The sequence below is a fragment of the Novosphingobium anseongense genome, from assembly GCF_037482895.1.
Taxonomy (GTDB): Bacteria; Pseudomonadota; Alphaproteobacteria; order Sphingomonadales; family Sphingomonadaceae; genus Novosphingobium; species Novosphingobium anseongense.
In genome coordinates this window covers 860,755-874,098 of record NZ_JBBHJZ010000002.1, presented here as the reverse complement: position 1 = coordinate 874,098, position 13,344 = coordinate 860,755, and the positions used below count along the sequence as shown (strand labels likewise).

15 protein-coding genes are annotated in these 13,344 nt (G+C 67.3%); 4 read left to right on the top strand and 11 right to left on the bottom strand.

Annotation, left to right across the window (positions count from 1 at the left end):
* Window positions 1–26 precede the first annotated feature (26 nt).
* On the top strand, window positions 27–1,535 hold the full coding sequence (locus tag WG901_RS12970; protein WP_339587487.1) for a YifB family Mg chelatase-like AAA ATPase: 1,509 nt from the start codon (window positions 27–29) through the stop codon (window positions 1,533–1,535).
* Between the two features lie 66 nt (window positions 1,536–1,601).
* Window positions 1,602–2,054: a nitroreductase family deazaflavin-dependent oxidoreductase gene (locus tag WG901_RS12965; RefSeq protein WP_339587486.1), complete on the top strand. Its 453-nt coding sequence runs from the start codon at window positions 1,602–1,604 to the stop codon at window positions 2,052–2,054.
* Here the strand turns inward: WG901_RS12965 and WG901_RS12960 are convergent.
* From WG901_RS12960 to WG901_RS12925, 8 genes are all read right to left on the bottom strand, one after another.
* Window positions 2,051–2,554, bottom strand: a complete 504-nt coding sequence (locus WG901_RS12960) for a GNAT family N-acetyltransferase (protein WP_339587485.1) — start codon at window positions 2,552–2,554, stop codon at window positions 2,051–2,053. The genes WG901_RS12965 and WG901_RS12960 overlap by 4 nt on opposite strands.
* 7 nt (window positions 2,555–2,561) lie before the next feature.
* Window positions 2,562–3,206 (bottom strand): glutathione S-transferase family protein, encoded by a 645-nt coding sequence (locus WG901_RS12955; RefSeq protein WP_339587484.1) that lies wholly within the window; start codon window positions 3,204–3,206, stop codon window positions 2,562–2,564.
* Between the two features lie 106 nt (window positions 3,207–3,312).
* On the bottom strand, window positions 3,313–3,657 hold the full coding sequence (locus tag WG901_RS12950) for a hypothetical protein (protein ID WP_339587483.1): 345 nt from the start codon (window positions 3,655–3,657) through the stop codon (window positions 3,313–3,315).
* Between the two features lie 57 nt (window positions 3,658–3,714).
* Complete coding sequence (locus tag WG901_RS12945; protein WP_339587482.1) at window positions 3,715–5,301, bottom strand: GMC family oxidoreductase; 1,587 nt, start codon at window positions 5,299–5,301, stop codon at window positions 3,715–3,717.
* A gap of 13 nt (window positions 5,302–5,314) precedes the next feature.
* Window positions 5,315–6,379: an LLM class flavin-dependent oxidoreductase gene (locus WG901_RS12940; protein ID WP_339587481.1), complete on the bottom strand. Its 1,065-nt coding sequence runs from the start codon at window positions 6,377–6,379 to the stop codon at window positions 5,315–5,317.
* A gap of 84 nt (window positions 6,380–6,463) precedes the next feature.
* Window positions 6,464–7,192 (bottom strand): esterase/lipase family protein, encoded by a 729-nt coding sequence (locus WG901_RS12935; protein ID WP_339587480.1) that lies wholly within the window; start codon window positions 7,190–7,192, stop codon window positions 6,464–6,466.
* A gap of 79 nt (window positions 7,193–7,271) precedes the next feature.
* The gene (locus WG901_RS12930) at window positions 7,272–7,850 is read right to left on the bottom strand and encodes a DUF3617 domain-containing protein (protein ID WP_339587479.1); all 579 of its coding nucleotides are present in this window, start codon (window positions 7,848–7,850) and stop codon (window positions 7,272–7,274) included.
* 95 nt (window positions 7,851–7,945) lie between these two features.
* Window positions 7,946–8,449 carry a nuclear transport factor 2 family protein gene (locus WG901_RS12925; RefSeq protein WP_339587478.1) on the bottom strand — a complete coding sequence of 168 codons (504 nt, stop codon included), beginning with the start codon at window positions 8,447–8,449 and terminating at the stop codon, window positions 7,946–7,948.
* A 105-nt stretch (window positions 8,450–8,554) separates the two neighbouring features.
* On the opposite strand from WG901_RS12925, the gene uvrB reads away from it, so the two are divergent.
* Window positions 8,555–10,744 carry an excinuclease ABC subunit UvrB gene (uvrB, locus tag WG901_RS12920; RefSeq protein WP_339587477.1) on the top strand — a complete coding sequence of 730 codons (2,190 nt, stop codon included), beginning with the start codon at window positions 8,555–8,557 and terminating at the stop codon, window positions 10,742–10,744.
* On the opposite strand, the gene WG901_RS12915 is transcribed toward uvrB, so the two are convergent.
* A complete protein-coding gene (locus WG901_RS12915; RefSeq protein ID WP_339587476.1) occupies window positions 10,741–11,628 on the bottom strand; it encodes an AraC family transcriptional regulator in 888 nt (295 codons plus the stop codon). The genes uvrB and WG901_RS12915 overlap by 4 nt on opposite strands.
* Before the next feature lie 137 nt (window positions 11,629–11,765).
* Between WG901_RS12915 and WG901_RS12910 the strand changes: the two genes are divergently transcribed.
* Entirely contained in the window at window positions 11,766–12,521 is a 756-nt protein-coding gene (locus WG901_RS12910; protein ID WP_339587475.1) for an SDR family oxidoreductase, read from the top strand.
* Between the two features lie 18 nt (window positions 12,522–12,539).
* On the opposite strand, the gene WG901_RS12905 is transcribed toward WG901_RS12910, so the two are convergent.
* On the bottom strand, window positions 12,540–13,136 hold the full coding sequence (locus WG901_RS12905) for a hypothetical protein (RefSeq protein ID WP_339587474.1): 597 nt from the start codon (window positions 13,134–13,136) through the stop codon (window positions 12,540–12,542).
* 4 nt (window positions 13,137–13,140) lie between these two features.
* Complete coding sequence (locus WG901_RS12900) at window positions 13,141–13,320, bottom strand: hypothetical protein (RefSeq protein ID WP_339587473.1); 180 nt, start codon at window positions 13,318–13,320, stop codon at window positions 13,141–13,143.
* Window positions 13,321–13,344 lie beyond the last annotated feature (24 nt).

The following is a 13,344-nucleotide window of genomic DNA, read 5'->3' as shown; positions in this document are numbered from 1 at the left end:
CGGGCAAGACTGCGCAGGGGGCAAGCTTGGTCGCGCTGGTTTCGACGGTTGCCTATCTGGGGCTCGAGGCGCGCGCGATCGAGGTCCAGTGCCAGATTGCGCCGGGGCTACCGCGCTTTCATGTCGTCGGCCTGCCCGACAAAGCGGTGAACGAGAGTCGCCAGCGCGTGACCGCGGCGCTTGCAGCAATGGGCCTGTCGCTGCCGCCCAAGGTCATCACGATCAACCTCTCGCCCGCCGACCTTCCCAAGGAAGGCTCGCACTACGACCTGCCGATCGCGCTGGCGCTGCTCGCGGCGATGGGCGTGACCGATGCCGAGCTGCTGGCCGACTATGTCGCGGTGGGCGAGCTCGCGCTCGACGGCCGCGTGATCGCCTCGCCCGGCGTGCTGCTGGCCGCGCTCCACGCCTCGGCCAGCGAGCGCGGGCTGATCTGCCCGGCCGCGCAGGGCTCCGAGGCGCGTTGGGCCAGCGGCATTGCGATCATCGCCGCGCCGGACCTCATCAGCCTGCTCAACCACCTCAAGGGCTATCAGGTGCTGCCCCCGCCCATACCGGGCGAAGCCGCGCCGCCGCCACGCGGGCCTGATCTCGCGCAGGTCAAAGGCCAGGAAGTCGCCAAGCGCGCGCTCGAGATCGCCGCAGCGGGCGGGCACAATCTTGCGATGATCGGCCCGCCCGGCGCGGGCAAGTCGCTGCTAGCGAGTTGCCTGCCCGGCGTACTGCCAGCGCTGACTCCGGCCGAGGCGCTCGAAGTCTCGATGGTCGCCTCGGTCGCGGGAACGCTCGAAGATGGACGGATCAGCCGCGCCCGCCCGTTCCGCAGCCCGCACCATTCGGCCTCGATGGCGGCCTTGACCGGCGGAGGGCTGCGCGTGCGACCGGGCGAAGTCAGCCTCGCGCATCTGGGCGTGCTGTTCCTCGACGAACTACCGGAATTTCAGCGTGCCGTGCTCGATTCGCTGCGCCAGCCGCTGGAAACGGGCGAGGTCTCGGTCGCGCGCGCCAATGCTCACGTGACCTATCCCGCGCGTTTTCAGCTGATCGCGGCCATGAACCCTTGTCGCTGCGGCCACCTCGGCGATCCGGCACTCGGCTGCAGCCGCGCGCCGCGCTGCGCCGCCGATTACCAGGCGAAGATCTCGGGCCCATTGCTCGACCGGATCGATCTCCATGTCGAGGTCGACCCTGTCAGCGCTGCCGACCTGTCGCTGCCGCCTCCGGCCGAGGGTTCTGCCCAGGTCGCCAGTCGCGTCGCCGCGGCGCGCGCGATCCAGACCGCACGGCTCGACGACACCGGCGCGCGCACCAATGCCGAGCTCGACGGCACCGCGCTGGAAACTTACGCCACGCCCGACGAGGCCGGGCGCAAGCTGCTGGCACAGGCCGCCGACGCGATGCGCCTGTCCGCGCGCGGCTATACGCGCGTGCTGCGCGTCGCGCGGACAATCGCGGATCTCGCCAGCGCGAAAGCCATTGGCCGCGCCCATATCGCCGAAGCACTCAGCTATCGCCGAAGGCCACCACGCGCCTGACGCGTTGAGGCGCACGGCCAGCTGTGCCAAGACAGGCGCATCCTCCCGGTTCGAAAGGTATGGACGATGACCCTCGGCAGCCCCCCGCGCAGCCCTGCTGAAATGGACTTCACGATCGCCGGCCCCAGCCACGTCGAGGCCTATCGCGCGACCGGCGGCGAGACCGGCTACATCTGGAACAACGCCACCACCCTGCTGCTGACCACCAAGGGGCGCAAGTCGGGCGAGGACAAGACCGTGCCGCTGATCTTCGTCAGCGACGGCCCAAACTACGTGATCATCGCCTCGCTCGGCGGCGCGCCCAAGCATCCGGTCTGGTATCTCAATCTCGAGGCCGAGCCCGTCGTCACGCTGCAGGTCAAAGACAAGGTGTTCCAGGCCCGCGCCCACACCGCCCCCTCGCCCGAGCGCGAGCGGCTCTGGGCCAAGGCGGTCGAGGCCTGGCCTCAGTACGACGACTATCAGGCCAAGACCGAACGCGAGATTCCCGTGGTCGTGCTCGAGCCGATCACCGGCTAGAGCGCGCGGACCATATAGCGCGACGCCGCGCCATAACTTTCGAGCTTGCGCGCGAGCGTGGCGTCGCCGGCAAGCGGCTCGAAGCCCAGGCCCTGCCAGAACGGCACCGAATCGTTGACCGAGACGAGCGCGATCCGCACCGCACCCTGCGCGCGCGCTTCGCTGGCCAGACGCTCGACGATCGGCCGTGCATGCCCCTGCCCGCGCATGTCGGGATGCAGGGCCAGGTCATGCAGATACCAGGTGTCGCGGGCCTCCGGCAGTGCGCCGAGCAGGCTGTTGAGCGGTGGTATCGCGCCGAGCGGCCAGGGATAGGCGATCAGATAGCCTTTCACCGCGTCGCCTTCGGCCAGAACGAAACAACCCTGCGCGAACAGTGCGAAACGCTCGGCGAAGCAGTCGCGTCGTTCGAAATGATCGGGAAAGGCCGAGGCCGCCACCGCGACGACGCCATCGACGTCATCAGCCCGCATCGGGCGCCATTGGGCAGCGGCCGTCATGCCGGACCTACTTGGCCATGCCCGCGAAAAGCCCCTTGAGATCGACCGGGCCGCCTTTGGCCTCGGCGCGCTTGTAAGCCTCGCGTTCGCGCATGCGCGCGAGGTGCGCCTTCATGTTCGGCCAGTTGTCGATCTGGCCGAAGCCTTCGAGCAGTTCCTCGAAGAAGGTCAGCTGGATGTCGGCGGCGGTGAACTGGTCGGGGACGATCGTCTCGGCGCCGTCGAGCGCAGCTTCCAGCAGCCCGAACGAAGCTGCTGCCGCCTGAGCGACCATGTCGCGCATTGTGTCGTCGGCCTGACCCATCGCCAGCCGGACGAACTGCATCGCCGGCCCCTTGGCCGAGCCTTCGATGAAGGTCAGCCACTGGTAGAAGCGCATGGCATCGGCGGTCCCCGGTGCCGGGCGCAGGCGTCCCTCGCCATAGGCTTCGAGCAGGTAGAGCAGCACGCCGGTCGATTCGACCATGGCGAGGCCGTTGTCCTCGATCGTCGGCGCCTTGGCCGCCGGATGGATCGCGCGCAGCGTATCGGGCGAGCGGCGCGTCACCGGGTCACGCCGGTGGAGCACCATTTCGTAAGGTACGCCCAGTTCCTCAAGCAGCCAGAGAACGACATGCGAATGCGAATTGGTCAGGTGATGGACGGTGATCACGCGGGCTCTCCTCGGATGCGCCGTTCGGCGCGGCTTGTCGGCCTAGCCGATCGGTCGCCACGCAGGAATGACCACGGGGGCAAATCGCCCCCGCGTTTGCCCGCCCTCAGTGCTTGTCGGGTGCGGTCTCTTCGTGAACGCGTTGACGCGCCTTGTCGGCGCCATGCTCGATCTTCTCGCCCGCGCGATCGGCGGCAGCCTCGGCCTTGTCGACCGCACTGCTGATCGCTTTGGCGCTGTCGTTCGCGGCATTGCCCACCGCATTGGCGGCATCGCCCGCGGCATGGTCCACCGCGGTGCCCGCCTTACCCGCAGCGCCGTCGACGGCGTTGTCGACGTCCTGGCCGACCGCTTCCGCGGTCTTCTCGGCATGGTCCTGGGTCTTCTCCGAACAGCCGGCCAAGGCGAGGCCCGCGGTGAGCGAGAGGGCGATGATCAAGGTCTTGCGCATGGGTGTTCCCCTTTCGAATTGCGCCCTGAACAATGATCGTCGCGCCTCGAAGTTCCCTCAGCTAGCGTCCTCGAGGATCATCGCCGCCGCCTTTTCGCCGACCATGATCGCCGGCGCATTGGTATTGGCCGCGGGCATAATCGGCATGATCGAGGCATCGACGACGCGCAACCCTTCGACGCCGCGCACACGCAGCCGCGGATCAACCACCGAGGTCGCGTCGCCACCCATCCGGCAAGTGCCCACCGGGTGATAGCCGATGCCGCTCTCGTTGCGGATCCGCTGCTCCCACTCGGCATCGCTCGTCGGTACCGGGCTTGGCGTAAACCCGCCGACGGTGACCGCAGCCAAGGCCGGAGTCTTGAACAGTTCCTGCACCTGCTTGGCGCCACTGATCATCGTCGCAATGTCGTCGGGATGGCCGAGCAGGCGATGGTCGATCACCGGCTTGTCGGCGGCATCGGCGCTCTTGAGTCGGATCTCGCCGCGGCTCTTGGGCTTGGCGACGTTGCAATAGACCGTCACGCCCGGCAGGTGGTGCGGCTTGCGCTTGGCCATGTCGTAGCACATCAGCCCGAACGACAGCTTGATGTCGGGGAACGACAGATCGGGCGTCGAGCGCAGATAGGCCATGGCCTCGACCGGCACGATCGTCATCAGCCCCTTGCGAGTGAAGACATAGCGCAGGAATTCGCGCGCCAAGGTCAGCGGCTTCATCATCTGGTTGTAGGTGCGCTGGGTGACCTGGAAGGTCGAATGGAAGCTCGCGTGCTCCTGCAGGTTCTGGCCGACCTCAGGCGCGTCGACCAGTACCTCGATGCCCTGGGCCTTGAGCTGCCCGGCCGGGCCGATGCCAGAGCGCATCAGCACCGCCGGCGAGGCGATCGCACCGGTGCTGACGATCACTTCGCGGCGCGCCTCGACGATCTTTTCAACGCCGTTTTGGCGATAGCGCACGCCGGTGGCGCGCCCATGCTGGATCACGACCTTGTCGACCAGCGCGCCGGTGATGACGGTCAGGTTCGGCCGTCCCTCGGCCGCCTTGAGGAAGGCAGCCGCGGCGCTCGACCGCTGACCGTTCTTCTGGGTCACGAACATGCGGAAGGCACCGTCGACGTCGCCCGAGCAATAGTCCTCGATCGCGCGCAGGCCGTATTCTTCGCAGCCCTCGACGAAGACCTTGGCGAGCGGATGCTGCGAGGTCGGCAGGCCGACACCGAGCGGCCCGGTCGTGCCGTGGAGCTGGCTCGGCGGGCCAGAGAAGTCCTCGGACTTCTTGAAATAGGGCAGGACCTCGTTCCAGCCCCAGCCGGTGCAGCCGAGATCCTTGTCCCAGGCGTCGTAGTCCGACCGGTCGCCGCGGATGTAGATCATGCCGTTGATCGACGAGCCGCCGCCGAGCAGCTTGCCTGCATTCCACGGCACGCGTCGGCCATTCAGCGAAGGGTCGGGCTCGGTAAGGTGCTGCCAGTCGTGCTCGCCGAAAATCATCTTCATGCCGCCGGCCGGCATCCGATTCATGAACCCGTCCGAGGTCCCGCCCGCTTCGAGCAGCACGACCGAATTGGTGGGATTTTCCGACAGGCGCGCCGCCAGGGCGCAGCCGGCGCTACCACCGCCGGCGATCACATAGTCCGCACTCACCACAATCACCCCCTCATCCGGCCGCGCGCAGCGCCGGTATCACTTCGCGGGCGAACAGACCTGCCGCCTCGCCCCATTCGTTCGGATAGAACCCCGGCCCGACCACGACGAACCGCTCGAGCCCCGCCGCGCGCAGCGTCAGCAGCCGCTCGGTACAGTGATCGGGCGTGCCGACCACGGCGAACCGCTTGACGAATTCTCGTGTCATGCCGCCACCGACGATGCGGTCCTCGGCGTCGTGGACGCCGTGCTTGGTCATGTCGTAGCCGTCCTTGATGGCGTCCATGTTCTGCGCCATCGCCGCGTCGGCCGGGCCCACGGTCTTGCCCTGGATCACCTGGAAGCGCGCGAGCGGCGGCGCCATATGCATGGCCACCTCCATCGCCGTTGCCTCGTTGGGATGGCAGACGACGATGACCTGCGCGCCATAGGAGCGCGGCGCGGGTTCGTGCTCGCGCGCGAGATCGAGCGCCCATTGCATCCTCTCGAGCTCTGCGCCGACGCTGAAGGTCACGCGCTCGGCGATCCGTGCAGCCATGGCGATGACCTTGGGGCCGGTCGCGGCGACGTCGAGCGGCACCTTGGGCAGGCCATTTGGCAACCAGCGCAGCCGCACACCCTCGGGCCGCGCACCGAGCGACAGGCCCTCGTGCGAGGGCGCCGCGCCGGTCGTGCTGCCGCTGTCGGCAAACGGCACTTCCGCGCCCGACAGCAGCGCCTGCAGGGTCTCGAGCGATTTCTCGAACCAAGCGAGCTTCACCGGCGCATAGCCGAGATAGGCGAGCGCCGAATCGCCGCGGCCGATGCCGAGCACGGCGCGGCCCTGGGAGATTGCCTGGATAGTCGCGATCGAGGTGGCCGAGACTGCGAGGTTGCGCGTGAACGGATTGGTCACGCCGGGCGAAAGCTTGAGCCGCTCGGTCCAGGCCGCCCAGGCGCCCATCTGCGCATAAGGATCGGCCGAGAGCGACTGCGAATCCATGAACATCTGGCCGTCCCAGCCCTCGGCCTCGACGCCGCGGGCGAGTTCGGGCGTCGCGCCCGTGTTCGAGCCTCCGGCTCGCCAGATTTCCAGCATGGCTCTCTCCCTACCTGCGCGGCCTATGCAGCCGTTTGCGAGGTGAGAGTCAAATACCGTCTAATGTTTCGCGATGACGAACGCTCAGTAGTCCATGTCCAACTGGCGCAGCACTTCTGCGATTACGCGCGGATCGTTGGCGAAGCCGAGATGATTGCAGCGAACGGCTACCGCGCGGTCCCGCTCACTGGGCCAGCCGCAGGCCGAACGCGGCGCCACGACCCCGTCGCGCGGGCTCCACAATGCGATCGTCGGCACGGGCGGTTTCGACGGCTCGCACTCGATCGGGGGCTCGTCAACCGCGTGCCCCGTTATGAGCTGGTAGGCGCGCCAGGCGTTGTTGGCGCGGCGATCGCCCGAAAACGGCGTGCCCATGGTGATCACGCGCGAGACTGAATCGGGCTGTCGATGCGCAATCTCGCGCGCGAACAGCCCACCCAGGCTCCAGCCGACGAGCGCCACCGGCTCACCGTATTCGCGGGCCAGCGCGCCGACGCGACGCATCAGGAAGACGAAGTTGGCCTCGGTCGGGCCGAGGTTGAAGCCCATGCCCCAGTCCTGCGCCTCGTGGCCCGCGGCGAGCAGAGCCTGCTCCATCCGCCGCATCCGGCCCGGATGCGCGCCGAAGCCCGGCAGCAGCATGACCGGTTGCGGATTGCGCGCGACGTGGCTGGGCACCTCGCGCGGCAGTCCGCGTCCCGCCAGCGCGCCGAGCTCCGCGAGCAAGAGCTTGAGGGGCGGACCGCTCACGCCTTCGGGGCGCGGCTGACGCGCGAGCGCCGTGCGCCGGGCCATTTCCCGGCTCGCGCCCATCGCCCTATCGCGGAAAGTCCCGAACATCGTCGCTATCATCGACTCCGTGTAGCGGCGTTAGGATAACGCCGGCTGAACGTCATGGCTTGGCCGGCGGCGCGGCGGCGCTGACCTCGGTGCCGTTGCATTCGCCGGCGCGATGCGAGGCGATCGACATCTCCATCGACATCGGCATTCCCGGCTGGACTTCACCCTGCGACTTCACCGCGATGTCATAGCTCGTCTCGCTGTAGGTGCCGGCCATCGTCATCTTCAGCGTCTGGCCGCCACGATCGCAGGTCATCGCGGCATCGATCTTGCCGCCCGCCATGACGAAACTGTCGTACTTGCAGTCCTTCGCACCGGCTTGGAAGAACCCGGCATCGGGCTTGGCGGCCTGTTCGGGAGTCAGACAGCTCGCGAAGGTCTGGGTAGCGCCCATCTGCTTGCCCATCGCCTCTTTGGCCTGCGGCGGCAGGCCGGGCAGGTCCATCTTGCCGATCTTCACGCTCGATTCCCAGCGACCGGGCTGGGGCTTGATCCCGCTCTCGTCGACCTTCTTGGCGACCGATTCGACCGACTCGTCCTTGGCGACGACGCCCTCCTTCTTGCAGGCCGAGAGCGACAGCGCGGCGAGCGCGGTGGCGGTCACGAGGGCGGCGGTACGGAATGCGGTCATATTGGTCTTCTCCCTGAGCGCCGCCACGGTATCAGGCGACCCCGACCTGCCAAAGCATTTTACGGCGCCGGGTTCCTGACGAAAGCGCGATCCCGTCAGTCGAGGCGCCAGGTATAAGAGGGATCGTTGCGATCGCGCGACCCGCCGCTGCTGCCCATGCTGGCATCGCCGGGCAGAACCGGATCGGTACGCGTATAGTCGACCAGCATCTTGCGCTTGGCGATGCGCCATGCGCCGTCACGCTTCTCGAAACGATCGACGTAGCGACCGAAGACGATGAAGTCGCGCTCGGGTCCCTTGTCGTCGGCCGGCGAGCGGTGCGAGGAGGTCGTGTAGTGCTCGGCCCAGGCCACGTCGCCCTTGACCTCGACGAGCTGGTTGCCCGTGTTGTGCCAGGTAACCGAGAATAGGCCGAGCACCATCCGGCCCATGCCTATGAAGCTTTCGACATCGAGCGGCTCGTGCAGTTCGATCACCGCGTCGGGGTGAAAGCACGATCGCATCAGTTCCTCGTCGCGGCGATCGTTCGCGCGACAGTAGCGCAAGTGCACGTCCTTGATCTCGGACTCGGCAATCACGTCTTCGATGGTCTTGGGCATCTTTCTCTCCGATCTCTCGGCGGCGTTACAGACAGTGCGGAGCATGGCGTCAATCCCCGGATGGGAAGGTTGAACCCCGCCGCGTCGTTCGCCATATGTACGCGCATGGCCGAACTCGTTATCCGTCGCGGACTCGAAGAGCCCGTCACCACCGAAACCTTCGTTCCCCACCGTCCGGCCCGTCCCGAGAAGAGCGATGGCGGCAAGCGCTTCGAACTCGTCTCCGAATATCAGCCCTCCGGCGACCAGCCGACGGCGATCGCCGAACTGACCGAGGCCGCGCTGGCGGGCGATAAGACCCAGGTGCTGCTCGGCGTCACCGGCTCGGGCAAGACCTTCACGATGGCCAAGGTGATCGAGGCGCTGCAGCGGCCCGCGCTAATTCTGGCACCCAACAAGATTCTCGCGGCGCAGCTCTATGGCGAGTTCAAGAGCTTCTTTCCCAACAACGCGGTCGAGTATTTCGTCTCCTACTACGACTACTACCAGCCCGAGGCCTATGTCGCGCGGTCGGACACCTACATCGAGAAGGAAAGCTCGGTTAACGAGGCGATCGACCGCATGCGCCACTCGGCCACGCGCGCGCTGCTCGAACGCGACGATGTGATCATCGTCGCCTCGGTCAGCTGCCTCTACGGCATCGGTTCGGTCGAGACCTATTCGGCGATGATCTTCGACCTCAAGAAGGGCGAAACCGTCGACCAGCGCGAGATCGTTCGCAAGCTCGTCGCGTTGCAGTACAAGCGCAATGACGCTGCCTTCTCGCGCGGCAATTTCCGCGTCCGCGGCGACAGCCTGGAAATCTATCCCTCGCACTACGAGGACATGGCCTGGCGCATCAGCTTCTTCGGCGACGAGATCGAGGAAATCGCCGAATTCGACCCGCTGACCGGCAAGGCGGGCAACAAGCTGAACAATATCCGCGTCTACGCCAATTCGCACCACGTTACCCCGGGGCCCACGCTCAAGCAGGCGAGCGAGGCGATCAAGTTCGAGCTCAGCGAAAGGCTCAAGGAACTCGAGGCCGAGGGCAAGCTGATCGAGCACCAGCGGCTCGAACAGCGGACCAATTTCGATCTCGAGATGATCGCCGCCACCGGCTCCTGCGCAGGCATCGAGAACTACAGCCGCTTCCTGACCGGGCGCATGCCCGGCGAACCGCCGCCGACGCTGTTCGAATACCTGCCCGACAACGCGCTGCTCTTCGTCGACGAGAGCCACCAGACCGTGCCGCAGATCGGCGCCATGGCGCGCGGCGACCACCGCCGCAAGCTGACCCTGGCCGAATACGGCTTCCGCCTGCCGTCTTGCATCGACAACCGCCCGCTGCGCTTCAACGAGTGGGAAGCCATGCGTCCGCAGACCTTCGCGGTCTCGGCCACGCCGGGCAATTGGGAGATGGAGCAGACCGGCGGCGTCTTCGCCGAGCAGGTGATCCGACCCACCGGCCTGATCGACCCGCCGGTGCTGATCCGCCCGGTCGAGGACCAGGTCCAGGACTGCATCAACGAGTGCCGCGAGACCGCCAAGGCCGGCTATCGCACGCTCGTCACTACCCTGACCAAGCGCATGGCCGAGGACCTGACCGAATTCATGCACGAGGCCGGGCTGCGCGTCCGCTACATGCACAGCGACGTCGAGACGCTCGAACGCATCGAGCTGATCCGCGACCTGCGCCTCGGCGTCTATGACGTGCTTGTCGGCATCAACCTGTTGCGCGAGGGCCTCGATATTCCCGAATGCGGGCTCGTCTGCATCCTCGACGCCGACAAGGAAGGCTTCCTGCGCAGCGAAACCTCGCTGATCCAGACGATCGGCCGCGCCGCGCGCAATGTCGACGGCCGCGTCATCCTCTACGCCGACCGCATGACCGGCTCGATGGAGCGCGCGATCGCCGAGACCGACCGCCGCCGCGAGCGGCAGGAGGCCTACAACCTCGAACACGGCATCACCCCGCAGACGATCAAGCGCAACATCCACGACATCGTCGCCGATACGGCGAGCCGCGACGGCGTGCTGGTCGACATCGAGGCCGAGGGCGCGAACAACCTCGTCGGGCATAATTTGCGGTCGTACATCGAGGACCTCGAAAAGAAGATGCGCAACGCCGCGGCAGACCTCGAGTTCGAGGAGGCCGGAAGGCTGCGTGACGAGATCCGGCGGTTGGAAGCCGGCGAGCTCGGGCTGCCCGAAGGTCAGCAGAAGGCACCGCTGGTCGGGCGGAGCAACGAGGGCAAGCCGGGGACGCGCAAGGGTCGGTTCGGCAAGGAGAGCAAGCGGAAGTGGGGGCGTTAAGCCGCCAGCCTCTCCTTCGCCGCCTTAACGTCCCTGGCCGGCGATAGCCCGAAAAACCGCCCATACTCGCGCGTGAACTGTGGCACGCTTTCGTAGCCCACCTCGAAAGCTGCGTGGCTCGACGACAGCCCCCGCGCCAGCATCAGGCGGCGGGCTTCGATCAGGCGGAGCTGCTTCTGGAACTGCAGCGGCGAAAGCGAGGTCACCGCGCGGAAGTGCTGGTGGAACGACGACGGACTCATACCCGCGACCGCCGCCAGCCGCTCGACCGGCAAGGCGCGCGCATAGTCGGCGCGCAGCACGGCGACCGCGCGGGCGATGCGCTGGACGTGGCCATCGGGCAGGCCGAGCAGGCGGATGGCATTGCCGTGGCGGCCGGCGAGCAGCCAGTAATGCATCTCGCGCAGGAGCTGTACCTGGAGCACCGGCGCGGCCGCGGGGCGGTCGAGCAGGCGCAGCAGCCGCAGCGCAGCGTCGGCGACCTCGCGCTCGGTCGTATCTACGCGCACTGGCGCTTCGACCGAGGCAGCCGCGGCCACCTCGATCTCGGCCGAGAGTTCGGCGACGATCGCGGCATCGAGCTGGAGCACCAGCGAATAGTAGGGCGCCGCGGGACTGGCGCGGACGATCTGGCTGGTGGTCGGAACGTCGGCCGCGATCAGCAGGGTCTCGCCAGCGGAAAAGGCAAAGGTCTGCGCACCCATCGTCACGGTCTTGGCGCCCTGCACGACGATCACGACGTGCGGCTGGGCCATGGCGTGGATCAGGTCGCTCGGATGGAGCGACCGTGCCAGGTTCATACCCGGGATCGCGGTGGGAATTATCACCTCGTCCTGGACCAAGGCCTCGGCATGCCGGCGTACGGTATCGAGCAGGTCGTTCATGCCGTGTCTTCTATATGCAAGACTGGGCGGCGAAAACCGGCTCGTAGGAATAGGCAAGGATCGACGAGCTTCCGGCAACGCCGCGTCCGTGGCTTGCGGCACAAGAGCATGGTCACTCCGACCGAAAGGACCCTCCCATGAGCAAGATCACTCTCATCACCGGCGGCAGCCGCGGCCTGGGCCGCAACACCGCGCTCTCGATCGCCAAGCGCGGCGGCGATGTCGTCCTCACCTATCACAGTCAGGCCGATCACGCGCAGGCCGTCGTCGCCGAGATCGCCGCGCTGGGCCGCAAGGCCGTGGCGCTCCAGCTCGACACCGCCAAGGCGGCGACCTTCCCGGCTTTCGCCGAAAGCCTGCGCGCGGCGCTGGGCAAGACCTGGCAGCGCGACAGCTTCGACCACCTCGTCAACAACGCCGGCTATGGCGAATATGCGACGATCGCCGAAACCACCGAGGCGCAGTTCGATGCCATGGTGAACGTCCACTTCAAGGGCACGTTCTTCCTCACCCAGGCGCTGCTGCCGGTGATCGCCGACGGCGGCCGCGTGGTGAACCTGTCGACCGGTCTGACCCGCTTCGCCCTGCCGGGCTATGCCGCCTATGCCGCCGCCAAGGCCGCGGTCGAGGTTCTGAGCGTCTACATGGCCAAGGAGTTCGGCGCGCGCGGCATTGCCGTGAACACCGTGGCGCCGGGCGCGATCGAAACCGATTTCGGCGGCGGCGCGGTGCGCGACAACGCCGATCTCAACCAGCACCTGTCGAGCATCACCGCGCTCGGCAGAGTCGGTTTGCCCGACGACATCGGCCCGATGATCGCCAACCTGCTCGACGAGGGCAACCGCTGGGTCAACGCGCAGCGGATCGAGGTATCGGGCGGCCAGGCGATCTGACCGCCGCGGGGCCGGGTGTCAGAGCTTGCCGAACCGGCCCTCGAAGCCCGCCGTATCGCCTGCCGCCAGGAACTGCGCCTGCTCCACCCAGCTATCGCGGCGGATGCGGCCAGCGAAAGTGCCGAGCTGCGCATCGACGCGGTCGATGTCGGCATCGGTCCAGGCGGCGACCTGGGCATAGGTGGTGATGCCCAGCGACTGTAGCAGCGCGACGAGCTTGGGGCCGACGCCCTTGATCCGGCGGAGGTCGTCGGCCTCACCGGCAGCGGGTATGGCCGCAGGGGCCGGAGAAGGAGCCGCGGGCGGCGGCGTAGGCTGGGCTTCTTCTTCGGCGTCGATCACTTCGCTCGCAGCGGCCGCAGCGATGACCTCGCCCATGCCGCCCATGACCGAAGGTCCGGTGTCGGCGAAAGCGGCTGCCGTCACCGCGGAGGGCGCATCGATCAGCGCCTGATTGCGCGCGGCGGGAGCGGCGCCCTCGTCGAGCACGTCGGGCTTATGGCTGCGCTGACGATTGTCGCGCGAGCCGCGGCCGAACAGCCACCAGGCGACCAGCAGGCCGATGACGAGCGCGAGCGCAAAGGCGACCCAATTGGCTTCGATGGTCTGCAGCACGGTCCTACCCCCTCCGGTTGAGCGCCAGCCGTCCGATTCCCAGCCCCACGGCATAGGTGCCGAGCAGCATGGCCATGAGCACCGGCCCACCGACCGCGCCCTTGTGGGCGAGGATCATCGAGAAGGCGATGCCAGCGACGGCGATGGCGCCGGCGGGGATGAGGATCAGATGATGGCTGTTCACACCGCCGGCATAGCATTGCGCGGA